Source organism: Saccharothrix variisporea (assembly GCF_003634995.1).
GTDB lineage: Bacteria > Actinomycetota > Actinomycetes > Mycobacteriales > Pseudonocardiaceae > Actinosynnema > Actinosynnema variisporeum.
On sequence record NZ_RBXR01000001.1, the window covers coordinates 8396841 to 8417836 of the forward strand.

Consider the following 20996-nt stretch of genomic DNA (forward strand, 5'->3'; position numbering starts at 1 on the left):
TGATGTCGAGCAGAACAGGAGGAGAGATGACACGATTACCCCGGACGGTCGGAGCGCTGGCGTTGGCCATGTCGGTGGTCTTGGGGACGTCCGCCGGGCTGGCGTTCGGCGACGAGACCCCGCGCTCGCTGCGGACGACCTCGGAGACCCCGCCCCTGGAGACGCCGCCTCTGGAGACTCCACCCCCAGAGGCGACGATCCCCTCATCGGCGGTGCCGTCGACCCCGGTGGACGCGACAACGTCCGAGCCCTCCGAGCCGCGAGGTGAGCCAGCGGCTGTCACCGAGCAGCCCGACCTGCGCCTCACCGTGGCGTTCGACAAGGCGTCGTACGAACCCGCCGACCTCGTCTTGCTCCGGGCCACCATCGTGAACGTCGGCGCCGTGGCCGCTTCGACCTTGTGGCTGGAGTCCTCGGGGAACCTGACACCTTACTTGTGGCGCTTCGAAGGTTCCTCCGTTGCGGACCTCGCGCCCGGGGAGTCGGTCCAGGCGGAGGCGTCCGCCTACGTGGCGGACGTGGCCGGCGGAGTGGTCCGCGTGACCGTGGAGGTGCAAGCGGACCAAGTCGACGCGCAGCCCGCCGACAACACGACCACAGTCACCGCCCCGCTCAGGGTGGTCCGCAGTGGCTTCACCGGACTCGTGTACGGCGACCTGAACGCGAACCAGGCGCCGGACCCGGGCGAGGCGCTGGCGGGTCTGCGGGTGTACACCTCCGGCGGCGCTCCGACCGGCTTCTACGAGACGGTGGCCGACAGTGAGGGCCGCTTCGCCTTCCACGGCCTGTTGGCAGGCTCCTACACGGTGTACGGCGACTCGCCCGACTGGGTCTTCCCCGGCGCCGCGGTGCGGGTCGACGGCAGCGGGGAGCCCGACGTGCCCGTGCGGGGCGACAACAGGGTCGACGGCTGGCTCACCGGCACGCTGGCGTTCACCCAGCCGACCTACGCAGCGGGGGACACGGCACGGCTGGTCGTCACGCTCACCAACAGCGGGCGGGGGTCGATTGCGGGCCTGATCGCCGTCTGCACCTCGACCAGCAGCGCCGCGGTGGACTACGGCGAACTGACCCCGGACGCGGCGGGTGCGACCGTCCCGGCGGCGTCCACACGGATCTTCGAGATCGACTACCCCGTCGACGCGTCCACCGCGAACGCCGGGTTCCTGGAGGTGAGCTGCCTCATCGGCAAGCCTCCGGACCACTACGGCATGGTCAAGGCCGCCGCCGCGACCCGGGTTCCGGGCCTGCGCGCGGCCCGGGTCGTGGGCCGCCTCCTCACCCAGGACACGAACCACTGCGGCTGCCGGCCCACATTCCGCCCGGTGCCCGACACGAAGCTCTACCTGCGCCACCAACTCACCGGGCAGATCATGGCCCGGGACACCACCGACGCGAACGGGCGGTTCGAGTTCCTCGACATCCCGGCCGACCGCTACGACGTCGGCGTGGTCGGGCCTTGGACGGGCGAATCCGGCACCACGCCGGTCCTCCTTGCCGACGCGCTCGCCGACGGAAGCCGAACACACGTCGTCATCGTGGTCCCGGGGCCGGACCAACCGGACCCCGAGCCGGCACCGATCCCGCCGCCGACGGGTGACGCGGGCGGCACACCCGAACCGGCGCCGCTGGCCGCGACGGGCGCGACCCTCGGGTGGCTCGCGATAGCGGGTCTGGTGTCGCTGGTCGGCGGAGCAGGCCTGGTGTTCGGCACCCGACGCCGGACAGCCTGATCGGTTGAGGCGGTGTCAGGCACTGGAGCTCGTCGCACTGCCACGACGGGCGTGGGCGGGCGATGGTCGTGGTGCGGGACGGTGAGGAGGGGTCCGGTGGACGTCCAGGAACATGTGCTGTCGCGGGCGGTCGAGGGGGATCGGCGTGCGGTGGAGCAGGTGTTGGCGGCGGTACGCCCGCTGGTGTCGCGGTACTGCAGTGGTCGATTGCCGCGGTGGGACGCCGCCGAGGTGGTGGACGTGGTGGAGGAGACATTGATCGGGGTGCTCACCGCGTTGCCGTCGGTCCGGGCGCAGGATCAGGTGGTGAATCTCTCCAAGTCGATCACGCACGACTAAGGGCAAGACGGCCGTCTAACGAAGCAAGCCCGGGTCGAGCGGTACGTCGAACTCCTGATGACGCCGGTCTAGACGGTAGGGAAGGGCACTCACATGGCCAGTGAGAAGGAGTACCGGGACCTGTTCGACCGGGTCGCGGCCTTGCGTGGACGGGTCGCGAACGAGCTGTCCGGTGAGTTGAGCACGAACCCGGAACTCGCCGACGCCATCGTCAAGCAACTCGACGAGATGCTCACGGCCGTCGACACCGCCGAGCGGACGGTACCTTCGTCCCCAGACGGCGGCTTGGCGCAGTTGGTGGGCATCGGCACGGAGGCCGCCGCCGAACTCGGTCAGGCGCGGATGCCTCGCGGGGTGGACCAGTACGACGAGAGCGTCGCCTCCGAACGGATGCTGGCAGTCGGTGACCTGTACTACCTCTACCAGCACGAGCGGATCGGCGTGTTCCGCGTCGTGCAGAAACTCCAAGAGCTGTTCCAGGGTGGTGCGATCCGGCTGTCCGACTGGCCCGGTGCGTATGGCCTGTACAGGTTCGACCGCCGTGACGTCCTGCGCTACACGCGCAAGGACCGCTCGGCCGCGTACCGCCGGATCCTCGGCTATGGCAGGGGGTTCGGGTCGGCGAGGTCGCGGCCGAACATCGACTTCCACCGGCTGTTCGTGCACTTCGCCAACCAGGTCACGCTGTTCTGGCGCGACAAGCGCATCTCCGACGTCATCCGGGCCCGCGTCTACGACCCCAGCTTCGGCAGCATCGCCGTAGTCCGCAGGGCGGGACTGGACCTGCGGAACAATTTGAAGTTCACTCCTACGGGCATCTCAACGTGTTGCGCGTGGAGGTGATGCAGTTGCTGGACGAGGCGTTCCGCATCCTCGGCGCGCCCGATGTGAAGGACTTGTTCGGCGGGGCGAACGCGTGGGACGTCGTGGACGAAGTCCTGATTCGCTACTTCGACGAACGCCTGGTCACTTCGCCCCGCCAGCGAATGGGCGTGACCGGCCGAAAGGTGCTGCGCTGGCTCGCGGCGCCACACCTGCTGGAACCGGCGCGCGGCACCTTCGAGGCGCTGTTGCTGGAGATCGCCGAGCCTGCGGAGGAATGGCTGACCTCGGCCCAGTCGCTGCGGGTCGCCGACCGCACCGACAAACGGATGATCCTGCCGTGGACACAGCAACGCCCGGTTGGTGTGGCGGCGCGTCGCGCCGAGCCCACTCATCCGCGGCGCGGCGGGCGCGGTGTTTTCCGGGGCAGCGGGGTGGTGGTCAACGGCACGGGAGTCGACCTCCCCGAAGTGGGCAGAGGCGGGTAGTCGGGTCCATCTGACGTTGGCAGTCGGCAGGTGCCTGTGCCGGTCAGCGTCGACGCCCCTCGGTCCTCGACGTCGGGCGGGCCCTGACCTCAGGGTGGGAGCGCCGGCAGGGCGCCTCTGAGTTGCCGAGGACCAGGACGTGCATCGCTCCGGCCGGTGCCCGCCGCCTCCATCGGCCTGATGCAGTCGGCCGCGTCATTCCCTGCGGATGACTCCCCTGAACCCCACAACGAACAGCGTCGCGAACACCCAGCCGAGCACCTGGAGGAGCAACCTGATCGTGCTCAAGGCCGACCCCGTGGCCTGTTGACCTTGAAGTTGCAGTCCAGGCGGCCGTTGGCGTTGAACAGGGGCACGGTTAGATCAGCGGCGAGCCGCACCGCCGCCTCGAAGTGACACGTCGAATCCTGGTCATCGGACCTGTCCGCCGTGGTGGGCCTCGGTGTCCGGTCGTGCTTGTGCCGATGCTGTCGTGCTCGGTGCGGCGGCGGTAGGCCCTTCGACCCTGACCGCTGGCTTGTGGTACAGATGGGCGGCCTGTGCTGAAATGTGAGGGTCAACGCGAAGATGAAGACCTCCAGAGAGGAAGAACAGGCGCGGCCAGGCTTGTAGCCGTGACCAATGACGCCGCGCTTGATCCAGTGCCATACGCTGGGCTGCCAAGACGCAGCGGTCCGGTTCTTCTCCGGTGGCGCTCGCCTCGGCCGCTGCCGCGCAGAGCGGCCGCGAGGTGGTGGTACGGCTCCGTGTCGAAGCGTCTTAAGCGGTGGCTGAGCCAGTGCGTCCAGGCGCCACGGTACGCCGCACCCACGACAACGACCGTCGACTTTCAGGTCGCCCACAGCTTCAGCACGGCGCGGACTCGACGCGGACGTGGGATGACGTCGCCCGGGACGCACGGGGAGGAAGAACGCCGCTGAGCAGGTGGACTGGCCGTTGGGATCGAAGGGGTCCAGCGCGGCGCCTACGAAGATCGTGGCGATCTCCGGCCAGACCTGCGGGTGCCCGGCGGCAGCAAGGTCGACGTGCGCGGTCACGCGCGTTGGCCTGCCGACCTCGCGGACTTCGCTGTACAGCGGGCTCTAGGCATCTTCGGGACCGGCTCCCCGACCAAATCGGCCGTGCGCGCCGAGCCGCGGCGCGTCGGCGGGAATCAAGTCAGGCCGGGAGAGGCTGAACACTCCCGGGTCGCCCAAGGCCGCGACCCAGGGAATCCGTCGGTTTGACGATCATGCCCGCTGGTCGGTATCGGAAATGCGCGGGCGTTGTGCGTCGGCGAGGAAGGCCATCAGGGTTCACGGGGCGCGTCCGCGTGCGGCCAGGGCGAGGCGGTTGAGGGTGTAGTGCGGCCATTGGGTTCGGCTTCCGCCGCCTGCGCCTCCGCTGGGAAGTCCGCGACGACATCCACGAGGCCTTCCCCTGCCTCGCCTTCTCGATCATCTGGTGGCGGCGACTTCAGCGCCACCGATCATTGCGTTAGGAGTTCTGAGGCGTGAGCGCTGGTCCGGCGGCGCGGCGCTTCGCGGCTCGCAGGTAGCGCTCCAGTCCGTTGAGCTTCTGGTCGGCGATGAACGTCGACCGCTCGTTGATGATGACGTCTTCGGCGTGCTGGATGCAGGCCCACGCGGAGTCGCCCCACGGATCGGCGACCTTGACCTCGACGGGGTTGTCGCAGGGGCTCGACAAGCCGAGCTGGCACGTCCGGGGGTGCTCACCGTCGAGGTGGCCGGCCGCGAGGTGGCGCAGTTGGCCCGCCAGCTTCGCCGACGCGGTGGCGTGCGTTCCGGAAGCCTCGTCCAAACCGCGTTCGGCACGCACCGCCTGGATGGCGGCCAGGCGCAGTTCCAACTGGTCGGCGACGATCCCGGCCAGCGCGGTGAGCGTTGCGATCTGGGTGTCGGTGACCTCGCGGGGTTCGCGGTCGATCACGTTGACCGTGCCCAGCCGGTGACCGTCGCCGGTGATGATCGGCGCGGCGGCGTAGAAGCGCAGGCCCAGCTCGCCGCGCACCAGCGGGTGGTCCAGGGTGCGGGGGTCGATCGCACCGTCGTTCACCACGTACACGTCGTCCTGCAACACGGCCGAGGCGCACAGGCCGGGCTCGGTCCCGATCTGGGTGACGCCCGACAGACCGTGGCAGGCCGCGAACCACACGCGGTCGACGTCGACGATCGTCACGGTCGCGATCGGTGTGCCGAAGACCAGCGCCGCCGTACGGGCGACGCTGTCGAAACTGCCGTCGGCGGGCGCGTCCAAGATGTGGTAGCGATGGACCGCCGCCAGACGCTCTGGGTCGGTGTGGGTGGGCACGCGCACAACGATAACCGAGGATCGCCGCAGGTCAGGGACCGCGAGCGATCTTGTAACCGTGCCGCGCGCCACGTTTGACCACCGTCAGCAGCGGGTAGAGGCTCCCAACGTAATGATTGGTGGCGTCGCCGTGCTCGACGCCCCGGCGGGCGATGACCTGTTGGATGCCCTTAATGCGCAGTTGGCGGCGGCACCTGTCGTGGTCGTAGGCTCGGCCGGCGAACAGCTGTTCGGGCCTACGACGTGGCGGTCCCACCTGTCCGCGCACGGGGCAACCACGCTCCGGGACGCTCGTTGAGCCGGTGGCACACCACGTCGGGCGCCATGCCCGCGTGTAGTTGGTCGGGACCGGCGCCGAGTTCGACGGCCAGCGCGTGCATCCCCGCAGCCAGTGACGCGCGTTATCCGGCGTGCACCCACCAGGTCGGCACACCGGTCGGCGCGCTCTGTCCGCGAGCGCGTCCGCCACCATGCTCTTGCCCACACCGCCCAAGCCGTGCAGGACGTGGACGTCTGACGAGCGCGCACGGCCCGTCAGCTCCGCTTCGAGCGCTCCGACCAGTTCGGACCTGAACGCGAGCCCCCTGTCCAACAAAGTTCTGCGCCGGCGGCTGAGCTCAACGACGCGTCGTGGCTGGAGTGCTCACATAGAGGTGCTGGGTTAAGGTGGAAGGCTGAATCTTCCGAACACACGCGGCCCCGTCAGCCGATCGTGTGGCCAGTAGTTCCAGTCACGTGGTCGCCCACAGGGGCAATGTGTGTTGCCCATTAGGGCAGGTTTGGGCTCCAGTTGTCCGTACGACCATTACTCTGAAACGGGACGTCTGAGTGGAGTAATGATGCATCAGGTCAGTGAGTCCGGTCGCGAGGCGGTATTGCCGCGCACACGGTCACGCGACGAAGCCAAAGGGCGCTCGAATTCGGCGATGGCACCGAACGATCTCCTACGGCTGCAGCGGCTCGCGGGAAACCGGGCAGTCGTGGGGGCGGTCAGCTCAGCCGTCACCGTGCAGCGCCAGCCTCGGCCGGGCGGAATGAATCAACGCCAGGGTACTCTCGAGCGGCGTCAGGACGCAGTCGAGCTCCGCGTCGCGGCGCTGGCTAAGCGCCAAGCGGCGACGTCCATGGATCTCCGTTGGCGGGCAACGTTCGGCGAACGCATGGCCAGCTATCAACAAGCGATCTACCGGATCAGCAATGGAATCAACACAGCGGCGAACAATTTTCGTCAGGCTCAGTCCGCGCAAGCCCAGGCAGACCAGATGAAGGCACAAGTCTTGGGCGTGGTGCTTACCGTCGCGGCTGCGGGGCTGTTCGAACCCCTCGCGACGGCAGCTCTCGGCCCACTGGGCGGGCAACTCCAGAGGTTGCAGCTCAGCCCGAGTCAAGCGGCCGAACTGCTGGAGAATCCTGCCGTTGCTCTTGTGGGGGGTCTGTCCAGCAATATCAGGGGGGTACAGGTCGCAGGCACGAGCGCTGGGGAGGGGCAGGTACCGACCGTGAATCCTGCGGGTGGGTCGACAACAACCGGAGATGCGCTTGCTTTCCTCACTGCGAACCTGGAAGCGCTTGCGGGTCGCCAACGAATAATCGAGCAGTCCTTCACACAACGCGCCGCAGCTCTGGAGAAACTTGACGACTCACAATGGCAGGCCTATAACCCTGTTGCGCATGAACAGTCCTATCAGCAGATCCTCGACGGTATGAACCAGGTCGCCGCCGGTGCCGAGCGGCTGCGCGACGTGGGAGCCATCACCGCAGTATACGAACGTTACATGTGGGCTGCCTGGCTATCCCGCTACCTCATACCCTACGTGACTTCGAACAAGGCAGGAATACGTGAGACCTTCGAGCTCGGCACGGACATTGAGGCCCGTCTCATGGCCGCCGGAGTCGGAGGACTGGCGGGCGTAATGCTCACTGGTCACTGGTATTCGAGCAACTCTCCCTCAAACTGGGGCCGGCTGCTCCGGACGTGGGCTGGCGGATATCGCGAAAGCATCGCCACAAGCTAATGCCCTCTCGGCGACAGCGATGATCTGACCCATTGTTCGGTTCCCCCTCGTGCAGACCTCGGCGGGACGCAGCCGTGAGCCCGGATCACGAACTGGTGGTGAGCGGCGGGGCCGAAGACACGATCGAGATGTGGGACGCCGACGGCGGGGCAAGCTGCTGGAGAAGTTGCGGCTCGCGGACGGCGTCAACGGGCTCGCGTTCAGCACCGACGGTCGGACCGTTGGCCGGCGCCGGCGGGTGCATCTGCCCCGACACCCCACCGTCGAAGACCGACCGCTCCGTACGCCTGTGGGACATCACCAACCGCACCCGACTCGGCGCCACCCCCTCGCGCGAGCCGAATGGCCGGTCGAGGCGGTCGCCTTCAGCCGGGATGGGAGGTACCTCGCGGCGGTGTCCTGGTACCGGGTGTGGTTGTGGGAACTGCCCTGACGTGAGGCCGACCAACCCCTTTGCAGCACAGGCAGGCAAGATTCCTCGAGCTCGATCATGGGCCCGTCGTCGAGCGCGAATGGCTACCAGACCGGCGACGCCACAGGATGCAGGTCCGCCTCTCGGCATGAGCGGACGTTTATCTTCCCGTCGGGTGGAGGATGTGGGTGTGGAACGTTTCCAGGACGACGACGCCGGCTACGAGCGGTGGCTGGCCGGTCATTCCGACCTCTACGTGCTCAACACCACCCGCACCCCTACGCCGACCTACCTGAAGCTTCACCGGGCCACCTGTCACACGATCGCCGGAGTCCCGGCACGCGGGGTCCGGTGGACCGGGGAGTACATCAAGCTGTGCGGCACCCGGGCCGAACTCGAGCACTTCGCCCGGACACAGGTCGGTGGCGAGGTGTCGCCCTGCGGGAACTGCCGCTGACCGGCACAGGCAATCCACAACCTGGATCGCGAGTCCGGGTGCCGGGCGGCTCGGCACGGCGCTGCCCTCGACATGTGCGGATGTTGGGACCGAGCCTTCAGGCGGCTGCGCCGGGGGCTGACTGGGTGGTGCGGCGGCCTCGACACCCCACGATGTCAGGCCCCCACGTGGTTCCACCGTTGTTTTAGGAGACCGAGGCCGTGTGGGACCGTTCGGTGGTCCACACGGCTGGCTCCGGTGTCGGCTACATGGCGCGTTTCCGCTTGCGGGCCTGGTAGACGCGATCCTCGGACGAGACCGCTCGTGGCACGACCAGCAGGTATGGGTGGGTGCGGCACTGGGTCCTGTCGAGGATGCTGACCGCCTGGGTCAGGAGTTGCGCGTGGAGATTGTCGACCGATTCGTGGCTTGCCGCGGCCGAGCGCCGGTTATCGCTAGCTGGTGACACGTTCCAGTACTCCAGGGGGTACCAGCCGACGAGGTAGACGCCGTCGGTGGTGCCCATGTCGGTTATGTAACCGCTGGCGAGTTGTGTTTCCTGTGCTGTCACCAGGTGCTCGTGCCATGAGCCCTTGACTTCGATCGGGATGCTGATGACGGGGGATTCGGCGGTGCGGTCCTTGCTGACGATGTCGATCTTGATGTCAGGTCGTTCGCCGGAGTCGCCTTGGTCCGTCGGCAGGACGACCACCTCTCGGTTGACGACGATGTGCCTGGAGACGAGGCGGAGGTGAAGTTCATGGGCGATGTAGGCGGCTAGCGTGCCCTCGGGTTTGGGCCGCCATTGGAGTGGGCGTCTGGAGCCTTTCGGAGAGTCTTGCGGTCGAGGGCCGCGTTCGCAGTCCCAGAGCAGGTTTCCGTGGGAGTCCAGGTCTTCGGCGATGTGGTCCAGGGTCTCGAGGACGACGGTGGCGAGTTGGTTGGCGCTGCGCACTATGCGTCGGTCGGGGTCGTTGAGCAGCGCGGTCACGTCCGCGGGCGGGATTCGGACCACTGTCCTGGCCTGGACGGTGCGGCGGGCGTCGTGCAGTGCGGCCTGGATGTCCAGGAGATCCGGATGATCGTTGGTGAGATCGCGAAGAGCGAGGACGGCGTCCGGGGTGCCGCGGCGCGCCAGCTCGGCGACCGCTGCGCGGCGCCATTGGTGAACCTCGATCTCTGCTGACCTGATCGCGAACCCGGGTTCGTAGACTTCGGTGTCGGGCGGACACACCGTTGCCAGCCAACGGACCAGTGACGCCAGTTGGCTCTCGCGGAGGGCTCTGGTGATGACGTCGGTCCGGTCGTCGCTTGCGCAGCTGAGCGCGATCTTGCGCCCCAGGTCGGTGGAACCCGGAGCATGGTCCAGTATGGGTGCCCAGTGCGTGACCGCGTCGGACTCCAACAGTGCGATAGCGGATCGTGCCGCGACCTCGAGACCGAGATCGGGGTCGGTGAACTCCGGCCAGCTCGCGAGGGTGTCCAAAGCCAGGTCGGTGATGCGGTGATCACCGGTCGCCAACGGCACCGTGAGTAGTGAAGCCCAGCCTGCTGCCAACACGGCCCGCTGCGTCTGAGGGAACCAGACGGCTGCTATCGGGCGGCTGGGCACCGCAGTGAACTCCTCAGCACCGGCTGAACTCACGTCGGAGCATTCGGAGGCGCGTAGAGCCTCGATCGCTTCGGCGGCCAGCGTGATGAGCGTGGGCGTGAGTGTGGCCGGAAGGTCGGAGAGCCGGAAGTGGGTCTCGCCACGCGCGAACCGGACTCTGACCAGGTGCGTCAAAGCCTCGGATAGTTCGGGTAGAGCGTATCGGCCCGCTTGGGCAAGCAGGTCGCGATCGAAGTCGTTCCCGGAGCCGAACCGCCCGGCCTGATCGAGAATCGCGCCTACCCAGTTCTTCCAGCAGTCGATTGGCAGTTTTTCCAGCGGTGATGGGGCACTGTTGTCCCTGGCGTCCTCGGCGTCCTTCACCGCCGCGAAGGCCACCATCGCGGCGATGGCCCGCCAGTCCCCTACAACTCCCAGCCACTCGGTGCGGTGGTCGTGCTCGTCCGTCAAGTAGCGGAGGGCAGCAGCAGGGAAGCGTTCGCGGAACTCCTCGGGAGACCATAGAGCGGCACCCGCATAGTTCGCGGGACTCCAGGAGTACGAAGACTGCCTGATGCCCGTGGTCGGATCGACGTCCAGGTACTTGACCAGGCGCCAGAACGCTGTCGTGTCGCCGCCAACCGCGTGGTCCAGCCGGTCGCGTTGTTCGACCGCGAAGTCCTCGGCAGACTCCCACACCGGAAAGAATTCAGTTGGCGCAGCCTCGCGTGGCGTGGCGAGCGAGTCAGCCAGTGAGGCGAACGTAGCGGCCATGCCCGGGTCCGTTGCGCGGTGGTGTTGCGCGCGGGATGCCGCCCAATCGGCGTCGCGCTCATCGAGCAGGCGGTTGCGTCCGCCGCGTCTCAGGCAGTCGTCCCGGTCTCGTCCGGACGACATGGGGGAATCGGTCCAGCCGGCGAACACCCGGTAGATCGAGTAGTCGCGATCTTGCTCTTTGGTCTGATGTGCCGCTGCTAGCAGTGCTTCGGTGAAATTGCGTCGGCGGTCGCGGACCTCGTCGGGCTCGGTGCCATCGCTGCGGACCAGGTCGATAGACGTGGGTAGCGCGATGCGGTTTCCGTCACCGAGGAACCACAAGAGCATGCGAGCGGCTCGGTCCAGCACCGGTCCGTCGCTCGTGCTGCGGAGGACTCGTTCAGTCACTGCTGCAACGAACCGCCGTAGGCGGCTCACCCTTTCGGCTCCCAGCAGTCTTGCCGGCACGGGCATCGGTGCTGCGGTTGCAGTGTCCTCGTTGTCGATGTCCTCGTAAGCGCTGTCGACGTCTGCTTCTTCCAGGACTACACCGCAATCCCTGAGCGCCGCTTCGGTGAAGCTCACCAAGTCCCCGAGATCGTCGTCGGCGACACCGTCGGGGAACGTCGACACCTGTGCGCGGTAGGAACCGAGCAATCCTGTGGCTCCGGGTCTGATGTGGACAGATGCTTCTGCGAAGGTGAGTCGTGCCGGCCATAGCAGTCGGAGCAACGTGCCGACCAACTCGGCGCGACTGTCCGAGTCGACTTTCTCGAAAGGATCTGCGGCATTGCCATCCGCCGGTGATGGAGCCAGCGTCGCCAGCAGTCCCCGCAAGCCTGCGATCGTCGTCTCGCCGGGGTCCAATGCCATCGCAGTTCGGGAAGCCCGTTGACGCAGGTAGATCGGCCAGCCTTCGTTCTCTGCCAGTCGCAGCAAGGGCGCCGCGAGTGCCGGCAACCTTGAGTCGGCGGCCAATCGAAGGGCCAACCGAGCCCGAGCGTGGGTGGGCCAATCTGTCACAGAGCGCAGGGTTGTATCCTCCAACGCGCTGACCAGCTGCTCGTGCAGGCCTGAATGACGAAGGTCCCACCGCGCACGCTGCCAGGAACGCTCGACCAACTCGATGCGGTCAGCGCGATCCAACAGTCCAGCCACGAGCAGACGTCGGGTCTCGTCGTCCGTGACGACCGCGGTGTGGGCGGTCAGACTCTCCGGATCTGCTGTCGCCAGCCACCGGACCCGCGTGGGAGCTTGGGCAAGGAGCCAGGCAGCCGTTTCGCGCAGATGCTCAGGGATGGCTGCGGTGTCCTCGTCGGGAGCACTGACCAGGAAGAATCCCTCCAGTTGGCGCTGGGCGATCGGCCCTGGGTCGGATAGACGCGCAGAAAGGTAGCGGGCCGCGAGGAACGCTGCGAACGAGGAGTGCGCGAACGCCACGCGCCCCGGCCCGCTCTTGGTGAACAGTGCCGTCGCCAGTGTTTCCTCGACGATGGACTTGGTGACCTCGAACGGGCCCGCTCCCGCGGTCTCGGCGGCTCCCACCACCTGTCCCAATGGCACAGCCTGGTCGGCCAAGTCAGCGGCGACCTCGTCGTGAACCCACCGGCGACCGCTGAGCAGCAGGTGTGCCGCGACCCGCGCTGCAACGGCTACTCGTTGCTGGACAGTGCTCACGGTCGGACGCGTGGATGGCGATCGTCCAGGGTCCGGCTCGGCCACGAGGATCTCGACACCGCGTTCGAACAACTGCTGCGGACCATCGTCGAGACGTCCGGGGTCCCCCACGTACAGGTTGAGCAACAGTTGTAGCGTCAACGGTATAGCGGCCAGCGGTCCGACACCACCGCCGACCACGGCGTCAAAGAACCCTTCCACCTCGACCCCGGCGCCGGCGACCAGCGCTTCGGCGTCCCGCCGAGTCAACGGTGCCAGGTCACCCACGACGCAGGTCCGCAACTCGCGGGCAAGGATCGTAGTCAGCTGATCGGAGTACTCCGCCGTGCGGCACGCAAGCCACACCCGTAGGCTCCTGGCGTCCCGGCTTCTCAACCGATTGTCCAGCCACGGCGCGAACCTTGACAGGAACGCGCTCTCGTCGAGCTGATCGATAACCACCAGCAGCGGTGTTGCAGTGCGCGACTCGTCTGCGTCGACCTTCGCCGGCAGCCTGTCGAGGTGTACACCCAGTCGATCTTCGACGGCATCCCTGTCGAACAGATCCGCACCGGTCAGATAGAGCGTTCCGCCCTCGCCTGGCGAAGGCTCGCACGAGGTGGTCAAGTCAGGCTCGAGCCGGCGGAACTCAGTCGTCTTCCCAGCGCCAGGTTCGCCGAGCAGTACCCAACCTCCTGAAGCTGCCGCCTCGCCAGGCCGCATCCAGCCCTGCTCCTGATCGCCCGGCTCGACAAGGAACCCTTCATCGTCAAGGCGGAACAAGGCATCACCGGCCGCGAGATTACTGCGGACCCTGAGCCAGCGATCAGCCTTGACGTGGAACTCGACTGGATCCACCATGCCTAGTTCATCGCCACCGCCCCAGCAGCCGCTACAAATTTGCCGCTTGATCTTTGCTGTCGATGCTTAAGAGCTTCGCCGAGGCGATCCAAGCTGTTGGGCGGCGATGGCCGGTCCGGCCGCCCACAACTGTCGGCCGAGCGGACGGTCACGCACGGGTGCGTCGGGTTAACGGTCTGTAACGTGACGGTGGTCTTGCCGATGCTGCCGGTGCCGCGCACGGCGAGAATTCACGAGCCCGTCGGGTTGGCGACGTCTCGTGTACGCGCAAGGTGAGGGCGTCGATGCCCAAGGGCCCGCCGCCCGGTCGCGCCAGCCACCGTCCGGGGCGCTCACCGCAGATTAACCGGGCACATGTCGAGTCAACCCGCGTGGCTCGCCTTCCCGGCGACGCAGCCAGACTGACCCGCATCCTGCTACCCCGAAGGTGGGGAGATAATCCCGTCCACCGCCAGTTCGTCGGCAAAGGGCGGCGGCAAGGAAACCCTGGCGAACTACGACGAACCACACCTTTACGTCCCGCCTGAGCTGCGCCGCATGTTCAAGACCGTTGACCGGACCTGCGCAAGCGCAGGTCCGCCGAGCTGTGGGGATTCCTGACCTCCACGATGTACCAGGGCAGGCAGGAGTTGACATCGGAGACGGTGCACGCCCAGGCGCGAAAGCGGTCCTGGAGCGCCGCGCCCGCGCGACCCGGTTGCTGCGGGACCACCGGCACGCTCCGACCAGTGTGGACATGACCGACATGGACCCGATGGTCGCCGCGCTGGCCGAGGTCTACGGCCCGGCCGCCGCTGGATGGACCTGCCCGGCATCGTGGAAAACGAGTCCTGAGACTTGACCAAGGACCTGGAAGGGTCGAAGTGTGCTTCTTCAACCTGGAGGGCGCCGCCGCGATCGTGTGGACCACCGCCCAGGAGCAGGAAGGCTGCCACGACGAGATCGCGCCGCCACTTACTGACGACGACACCATCGTGATGATGTTCGACGGCAGCAAGTCCGACGACTCCACGGGTTTGGTCGGCGTGCAGGTGTCCGATAACCACGCAGGGGGGTGTTGCACCTGCAGGCGCGGCCCGAGCACCTGTCGTCAGATAAGGCGTGGCAGGTGGGCCGCGATGAGGCAGACCTGGCGGTGCGGACCACGCTCGAGCGGTTCGACATCGTCGAGTTCTTCGCCGACGTCAAAGAGTTCGAGAGCTACGAGGACGTTTGGGCGCATGAGCTCGGCGACGAGCTGTTGGCGGAGGTCACCAGCGGGCGCAACCGGCGCGCGGTGGCGTTCGACATGCGCGCCCGTGGGCAGGAGTTCACCCGCGCCGCTGGCCGCGCCCTGGTCGACATCCGCGACCGGACCCTGACCCATGACAGGGGCCGGCGGTTGCGCCGCCACGCCCTCAACGCCAGCTGAGCACACAACCGCCACGGCACATCGGTGGCCAAGGACGTCCGCGAGTCACCCCACAAAATCGACCTGTCTGGTGCGCCTGATCGTCGCCCGACACATCCACCGTCTAGTGCTCGCCTTTCCGGACTTGGCCAAGTGGTCGAGAGATTCCGCACCACGAGGGGTAGTTGCGCGGGCTGATCGCAATTTCCTAAATTCAGTCCATAGTGGACAAATGACTACCGTGGACGACGTGACGCAAAAGATCGTCTGTGCTACGTTCTACGTGTGATACGTCCCCACGGCGGGACGGGCACCAACAACATCATCGAGGTGACGAGGCGCGGGGATTCGACCCCCCGGTGGGGATGTATCCCACGGGTGGGGGTTCAAGTCTCGGACACACTGTTACCCTACGGGGCGGGTCGACGATTTGTCGGCCCGGCGTCGTGGGGTTCGTCTTTTTCACTGGCCCGCCGGTACGCGTGGTTGTTCGATGACGACTTTGTCGGCGTGGCAGATGATCACGGCCCGGTCGGCGCGCAGTGTGTCGACGACCAGGCGCGGGCTCGCCGCCGCGGGCAGGTGCAGGGCGTGGCCGATCCTGGTGATCAGTTGCTCTTCGCGGAAGTAGAGGGTCGGTGGCGTGGCCTCGGTGCGTGGGCCGCGGTGGTGGCGGCAGCGGTAGCCGGGTCGTCCGTGCGTCCACCGGGATTCCATTCGTTGTCCGCACGTGCCGCAGCGCAGTAGACCTGCCAGCAGGTACTCGCGTCGTTCTCCGTGCTGGTTGGGGCGTTGGGCGCGGATGCGTTGGACGGCGACGAAGTCGTGTTCGCTGACCAGCGGGGTGTGGGCGCGCTGGCGGGACAGGACCCATTGGTGGGTTTCCGCTTGGTGGTGGTGCGGCGGCGTTGGTCGGTGGGGGAGTGGTGGTCGTGGTCGACGGTCTGTCGGTTCCAGACCTGCCACCCGGTGTAGCGGGGGTTGCGCAGGATCGTGGTCACCGTCTCGGCCGTCCACCGGCGCCCGGCGCGGTGGGTGTTGCGTGCGGGGTCGTGTTCGGCCGGGCACGGCGTGCGCCGCTGGTTGAGGGTCTCGACCAGGTCCTCGATGCTGCGTCCGGCCAGGCGTTCGGCGAACAGCCACCGCACGGTCGGTGCGGTCTGCGGGTCGGGTTCCAGGCGGGTCACCGTGCGGCCCCGGCGCGCCCCCGCAGGGTGCGGATGCGGGCCCGCCTCGACCAGCCGGTAGCCGTAGGGCGCCCGGCCGCCCAGGTAGCGGCCATGTTCGGTCAGGGCGCGCATGGCCGCCATCGCGCGATGCCGGGCGCGGACCACCTCGCGCAGCTGCTGCGCACCCAACATCCTGACCAACGCCCGGTGCTCCGGCGTGTCCAGGTCGACCGGTCCACCGGCTTCGGGCAGCCACACCTGCACGCCGTGGCGCCGGAACAATGCCAGCAGCCGCTCCAACTGGTCACCGGCGCAACCTCGTTCGTGCTCGCCCACCACGATCGCTTCGAACCCGCGATCCGGATCCCCGCAACGCGGCCAGCAGCTCTGCGGCCTGCGGCTGGTCCCGCCACCGGTCATGCCGTGACCGCCCGGCGTCGAAGAAGGTTGCGGTGATGGTGCCGTGTCCCGCGATTAGCTCCTACGCGACGGATCTGCGGTTGTCGGTGCTGGAGTTACAGCCGGATGGCATACGGATGCCAGGCACATCGCCGCTCTTGTCGGCTGATTGCCGCGCTGAGCCTGTACGCGGCGTTGGACGACGACGCGGGCACGGCGAGCACGTACAGCGTGCTGGGCGGGCGATCCTGGCGTTGGCCAGGCCGGAGGACGCCGACCGCTGCCACGGGCGCGCATGCCCTGTACGTACGATCCGGAGATCTTTACGGGCTGGCGAACGTCGCGGACTGCCGGGCGGGAGCTGGCGTTGGCGTCGGGCGAGATCGCCTGTGCCGCGCTGTTGCTGCGCGAGCCGGCGGAGGCGCACTTCATCGTCGGCGACCGCCATCCGCCGCCCCTTCGTGCCGCAAGCCCACCACGCTGCTGAGCACGTCCGCGCTGGACTGGATGATCGCTGTGCTTGAGGCCGACCACGTGCCGACGGCGGGGGAGTTCACCAACCTGCTCGACGCGGCCTTCGAGCCGTCCATCAAGAGTAAACCTGCTGTCGATGGGACCTTCGGGTGAAGCATGCCCTACGCCTTCCGCTGCCCACCGCGGCTCGGCAGGATGGATGCAAGGGGGTGGGTGATGTCCGGCTGGTTCGCGCCGTGCTGCTCTGTGTCATGAGTCGAGAGGGATCTTCACGTTCACTGGTGCCTCGGTCGCGGCGTGGGCGGGGTGTCGTGGCGGCCGCAGTGGTCGTGGTGGCCGCCGGTGCCATTGCCGGGATCGCGGTGGCGGTCGGGGCCGGGTGGGCGTGGCTCGCGGCCGGCGCGGGCGCGATCGCGGTCGGGTTGCTCAAGGACTGGCTCAAGTCCGGGACGGCGGCGGCCTACCAGCACATCGCCAACCCGCTCGTGGTCACCGTGGAGGTGCCGGCCGGGCAGGTGGTGGTGGACCGGTCCACCGGTGAGCACGTGCCGGTCAGCGGGCACCAGGTGTCGGTGCTGGTGCAGACCCGCAGCAGTCAGGCTGTGGTGTTGCGGGACATGCGGGTGGTGGTCGAGCGGCGACGCCCGCCCGGTCCGGGGCTGCCCGCCGTCGCCGCGGGCGCCCTCTCGCGGCGGCAGTTCGAGATGGACCTGGACCAGCGGGAACCCGTGCTCAGGCCCGAAGACGGTGGCACACCCGAGTTCCCGTACAAGGTCGCCGCCGGCGACCCCGAGCTGTTCACGGTGACCGCGCGGACCACCGCCGACGAGGTCTGGTGGTGGCTGGAGCTGGACTGGCGCTACGGCCTCCGGACCGGCACCGAGCGCATCGGCCGCGACGGCAAGCCGTTCCGCACGGCCCCCGTCCCACCGAATACCGCCCGCGCCGACGGAGGCGCCGGGTGACGACGCGCGTGGTGCTCGCCGCCCTGGTGGCCGTGGCCGGCTTGCTGGTCACCGGATCGGCGGCCTCACCGGCGGCGTGGGCCGGAGCGGTCATGATCGTGTTCGCCGTGGCGTGGTCCACCCGCGACCGAACGACCGTCACCCCGCCCAGCGGCCCTGCGCCGGAGCCGGCGGCCCCGGGTTCCTTCCGCGTGTGGCTGCAGCCTCCACCGCCGACCGACGACCCAGACGGGACGCAGGTGGTGGAAGTGGACGGCCTGGTGGTGCGGGCCCGCGTCGAAACGCGCCTGTGGCTGCTGATCCCGCCGCCTTCGGTGTCGCCCAACCCCGATTACGTCGCGCCGACCAAGCACCGGATCGTCCTGGACATGACCTGGCACGGCACCGAGGACACGAAAGTCTGGTTCCGACCCTTCGTGCTGGAACGGCAGCCGCCCACGGGCGGCGACATCCTGTTCACCCACGACACCATGCAACTCAAACCCCAGATCGAGGTCCTGCTCGACACCGAACCCGCAAGTGTGCGCGTGGTCGGGTACGAGGACATGCCCGCGATCGGCGTGTGGATCCCGATCGCCGCGGGCACGACCAAGCAACTCGTCCTGGCCGCGCTCACCGACTACGACGACGTCGTGTGGCAGCTCCAGTTCACCTGGCAGGCGGACGACCCGACCAGCGTCAAGGCCTTCGAACTGCGCACCACGGCCAACACGGGCTCAGTCGTCTACTCGCCCGACGGCACCGTGCGGCCGGACAGCCCGAACGACTACGACCGCGAATACACCGTTCGCATCGGCGACGGAATCACCGATCCGCCGGCGCCGACCGTGTGACCGTCGCGGCGATCGGTTCCCGGTCACCGCGGTGTGGGGGACGTTGGGCTGATGATCGCCGAGAAGGTTTGAGCGAGGTGAGTGGTGGTGTCCAGACCGCAGCGAGCACGCAGGCCGGTAGCTCCGATTGGCTTCTCCTGCCCGGAGGACGACCTCGGGAGCGGGTGGCTTGTCCGTGGCCAACTCGTCGGGTTGCGCGGCAGCCGCGAGCCGGCGCTTGCGACGCAACTGCACCGACCGTTCCCCGACCGCAGGCCGAGCCGCCAGCGGCGCTCCAGCAAGTACCCGGACCTGATCGCACTGCTGCTCGCGCCGCTCCAACTGGCCGCGGTCGACGGCCAGCACGACCAGCAGCACCCTGGCCCGCCCACACCAGCGTCAGGTGGAACCACGTACCCGCGAAGGCGGGCAGTAACCTCAGGGTGAAGAACCGCAGCGACACCCGAAGGATGTCGACGACCGCCAAGACCACCCGGCGCCCCAACCTGGGAGAGGCACGCAGGTTTGTAGGTTCCGCGTGAGATGAATGGTCCCGTACATCAGCACTGCCTGAGCATTTGCTCAAGAACGGCGGATGTCGGCCGCTCGGGTGATCACTTGCCGGAAGACAGGAGGCACTGCAGGCCGCGCTGTGCGACCGGGACGTCCGCATTGGTGGACGTGATCTGTGACCTACACCCCCGATGCCGATGAGCGAACGTACGGGCGGACTCTCAGCACAGTGAGCCGCGTCGGGCTGGATTCGCGCGTTCTGGCGCTGGTGTCACAGCGGCACGGGGTCGGATCGCCGACCTGGGGTTTCGAGCTGCGGCTCGTCCGGATCCACTCATGCCGGCTGGTCGGAACCGTCATCGGTCGTACAGGTGGCCCCAGCGGTCCGGTATGTCGGGCAGGACTGTCGTGTGCGGGGCCGGCGGTGTGGCGAGGAGCCAGCCGCGTGGCCAGATGCGGAGGGCGTCCACGTCCAAGCGGGCGTAGGCACCCGTGCAGGTGACGTCGCCGGTGAACGTCACCTGGTTGAAGCTGACCTCCCCGCCGAACAGGGCGCTGTCGAAGTTGGCGTGGCGCCGAATTCCGAACCGCCTGCTGGTGAACCTGGAGATCGACACGTTGTGTGTGCGGACTTGCAGCACCTTGGACGTGGTGGCCGTGCGGCCGTCCTCGGTACTGACGGTCAGCCGTACCTCGTAGTCGCCATCGGCCGCGTAGCGGTGCTGCGGGGCGTAGCCCGAGGCAGTCGTGCCGTCGCCCAAGTCCCAGTGCCAGGTTGTCGTCCCGTCCTGGTCGGGAACGTAAGACTGGTCGTAGAACTGGACCGCGCTGACCACGTTCGGTGGGTACGGGTAGTAGGTGAAGTCAGGGCGGATCGGTCCGGCGACGTCGACCCGCACGCGCAGGAAGTCAACGTCGTTGTCAGACGTGCCGGCGCGCACGTGGTACGTCGTTCCGGCGGTGGCGCGGAAGGTAAGCCAGTCTGATGAGTAGGCCGTGCAACGGATCTCGTCCAGGCCTCCGGCCGTGTTGCCCGCGTACACCGCGAGGTTCGCGTAGTACGACGGCTCGCTGATGGTGACCGATGTCGTCTCGGGCACAGTCAGGGTGTACCAGATGGACCGGGTCGGGCGTGCGCACCGGCTGGTCGGCTCGTCGGGTTCGACGGTGGCGGCCGAGATGTCGACGTCCGAGACGTAGGGGAGTGCGGGGATCGGTGTGGCGTCGGCGAGGTTGTCGTTCGCGGGAGGGGTCGGCGTGGTCGCGCCGAAAACCAACGACGTGCCGCCCGAGGTGCTGAGCGCTGCGACCTTGAAGTGGTAGCGGACCCCCGCGGCCACGTGGACGCTCAGCCGTGACTGGAGGCCGCCAGCGGAGTCGTCGTCGCATCCGATGGGGAGCAATGAGCCTCGCGTGCCGCTGAACGCGGACAGGGTGGTGTCGTAGTTGCTGCCCGCCGTCGACACGGTCACTGTGCCGGATGCGGGTGCGGTGTAGGTGAACCAGACCGACTTGGTGGTGCCACAGTACCCGGGATCGTCGGCGGCCTCGGTCGCCTCGTCGACCGATTGCGTGGCGGTGAAGGGTGTGACGACCTCGATCGCCTGGTCGAAGTCGTCGTTGGTCGGCGGAGAGGCGTGCGCGACGCCGGTCGCGAGCGAGCTGATCAAGGCAGCTGTCAACAAGGCCGACCATGGTCTTCGTGATGTGCGCATGCTGGATGAACCCCCTGAGTCTTCTATCCCGGAACCCCTATCCGGGCACCCTGATCGGGTGGCCGACCAGTCAATACGGTCGTCATCACGTTGCTCAGGCGATCGTCACCTGAGCAACACGATCGGCCCAACAACGCCAC

The 20996-nt window shown here is 67.7% G+C and carries 14 protein-coding genes; 9 read left to right on the plus strand and 5 right to left on the minus strand.

Annotated elements, in window-relative coordinates; all coding sequences use genetic code 11:
- The first annotated feature begins 26 nt into the window (after window positions 1–26).
- From DFJ66_RS38180 to DFJ66_RS44705, 4 genes are all read left to right on the plus strand, one after another.
- On the plus strand, window positions 27–1733 hold the full coding sequence (locus tag DFJ66_RS38180; protein WP_170199937.1) for an LPXTG cell wall anchor domain-containing protein: 1707 nt from the start codon (window positions 27–29) through the stop codon (window positions 1731–1733).
- Window positions 1734–1829: 96 nt separating this feature from the next.
- Window positions 1830–2072, plus strand: coding sequence for a helix-turn-helix domain-containing protein (locus DFJ66_RS38185; RefSeq protein ID WP_170199940.1), 243 nt, complete (start codon window positions 1830–1832; stop codon window positions 2070–2072).
- A gap of 93 nt (window positions 2073–2165) precedes the next feature.
- Window positions 2166–2915: a hypothetical protein gene (locus DFJ66_RS38190; RefSeq protein ID WP_246030088.1), complete on the plus strand. Its 750-nt coding sequence runs from the start codon at window positions 2166–2168 to the stop codon at window positions 2913–2915.
- Window positions 2906–3382, plus strand: a complete 477-nt coding sequence (locus DFJ66_RS44705) for a hypothetical protein (RefSeq protein ID WP_246030089.1) — start codon at window positions 2906–2908, stop codon at window positions 3380–3382. The genes DFJ66_RS38190 and DFJ66_RS44705 overlap by 10 nt, the downstream gene beginning before the upstream one ends.
- A 1476-nt stretch (window positions 3383–4858) precedes the next feature.
- Here DFJ66_RS44705 and DFJ66_RS38200 read toward each other — a convergent pair.
- Window positions 4859–5764 (minus strand): GAF domain-containing protein, encoded by a 906-nt coding sequence (locus DFJ66_RS38200; protein WP_211351450.1) that lies wholly within the window; start codon window positions 5762–5764, stop codon window positions 4859–4861.
- A gap of 767 nt (window positions 5765–6531) precedes the next feature.
- Between DFJ66_RS38200 and DFJ66_RS42335 the strand changes: the two genes are divergently transcribed.
- The gene (locus DFJ66_RS42335; protein ID WP_147459479.1) at window positions 6532–7707 is read left to right on the plus strand and encodes a hypothetical protein; all 1176 of its coding nucleotides are present in this window, start codon (window positions 6532–6534) and stop codon (window positions 7705–7707) included.
- Between the two features lie 602 nt (window positions 7708–8309).
- On the plus strand, window positions 8310–8576 hold the full coding sequence (locus DFJ66_RS38215; RefSeq protein WP_121228970.1) for a hypothetical protein: 267 nt from the start codon (window positions 8310–8312) through the stop codon (window positions 8574–8576).
- A 244-nt stretch (window positions 8577–8820) separates the two neighbouring features.
- Here DFJ66_RS38215 and DFJ66_RS38220 read toward each other — a convergent pair whose 3' ends face one another.
- Window positions 8821–13419 (minus strand): NACHT domain-containing protein, encoded by a 4599-nt coding sequence (locus DFJ66_RS38220; RefSeq protein WP_121228973.1) that lies wholly within the window; start codon window positions 13417–13419, stop codon window positions 8821–8823.
- 1054 nt (window positions 13420–14473) lie between these two features.
- On the opposite strand from DFJ66_RS38220, the gene DFJ66_RS38225 reads away from it, so the two are divergent.
- Window positions 14474–14830, plus strand: a complete 357-nt coding sequence (locus tag DFJ66_RS38225; RefSeq protein WP_121228976.1) for a hypothetical protein — start codon at window positions 14474–14476, stop codon at window positions 14828–14830.
- A 441-nt stretch (window positions 14831–15271) separates the two neighbouring features.
- On the opposite strand, the gene DFJ66_RS45530 is transcribed toward DFJ66_RS38225, so the two are convergent.
- Both DFJ66_RS45530 and DFJ66_RS38235 read right to left on the minus strand, forming a co-directional pair.
- Entirely contained in the window at window positions 15272–15526 is a 255-nt protein-coding gene (locus DFJ66_RS45530) for a hypothetical protein (protein WP_121228979.1), read from the minus strand.
- On the minus strand, window positions 15418–16278 hold the full coding sequence (locus DFJ66_RS38235; RefSeq protein ID WP_170199942.1) for a recombinase family protein: 861 nt from the start codon (window positions 16276–16278) through the stop codon (window positions 15418–15420). The genes DFJ66_RS45530 and DFJ66_RS38235 overlap by 109 nt, the downstream gene beginning before the upstream one ends.
- Window positions 16279–17162: 884 nt before the next feature.
- On the opposite strand from DFJ66_RS38235, the gene DFJ66_RS38240 reads away from it, so the two are divergent.
- Both DFJ66_RS38240 and DFJ66_RS38245 read left to right on the plus strand, forming a co-directional pair.
- On the plus strand, window positions 17163–17816 hold the full coding sequence (locus DFJ66_RS38240; protein ID WP_147459480.1) for a hypothetical protein: 654 nt from the start codon (window positions 17163–17165) through the stop codon (window positions 17814–17816).
- Window positions 17813–18649 carry a hypothetical protein gene (locus tag DFJ66_RS38245; protein WP_121228989.1) on the plus strand — a complete coding sequence of 279 codons (837 nt, stop codon included), beginning with the start codon at window positions 17813–17815 and terminating at the stop codon, window positions 18647–18649. The genes DFJ66_RS38240 and DFJ66_RS38245 overlap by 4 nt, the downstream gene beginning before the upstream one ends.
- An 848-nt stretch (window positions 18650–19497) precedes the next feature.
- Here DFJ66_RS38245 and DFJ66_RS38250 read toward each other — a convergent pair.
- Window positions 19498–20823, minus strand: a complete 1326-nt coding sequence (locus tag DFJ66_RS38250) for a PKD domain-containing protein (protein ID WP_211351451.1) — start codon at window positions 20821–20823, stop codon at window positions 19498–19500.
- Window positions 20824–20996 lie beyond the last annotated feature (173 nt).

What these genes read in the sequence shown, in the direction of transcription:
- DFJ66_RS38180 (WP_170199937.1), top strand. Translation starts at nt 27, where the DNA reads ATGACACGATTACCCCGGACGGTCGGAGCGCTGGCGTTGGCCATGTCG.
- DFJ66_RS38190 (WP_246030088.1), top strand. Translation starts at nt 2,166, where the DNA reads ATGGCCAGTGAGAAGGAGTACCGGGACCTGTTCGACCGGGTCGCGGCC.
- DFJ66_RS42335 (WP_147459479.1), top strand. Translation starts at nt 6,532, where the DNA reads ATGCATCAGGTCAGTGAGTCCGGTCGCGAGGCGGTATTGCCGCGCACA.
- DFJ66_RS38220 (WP_121228973.1), bottom strand. Translation starts at nt 13,419, where the DNA reads ATGGTGGATCCAGTCGAGTTCCACGTCAAGGCTGATCGCTGGCTCAGG.
- DFJ66_RS45530 (WP_121228979.1), bottom strand. Translation starts at nt 15,526, where the DNA reads ATGGAATCCCGGTGGACGCACGGACGACCCGGCTACCGCTGCCGCCAC.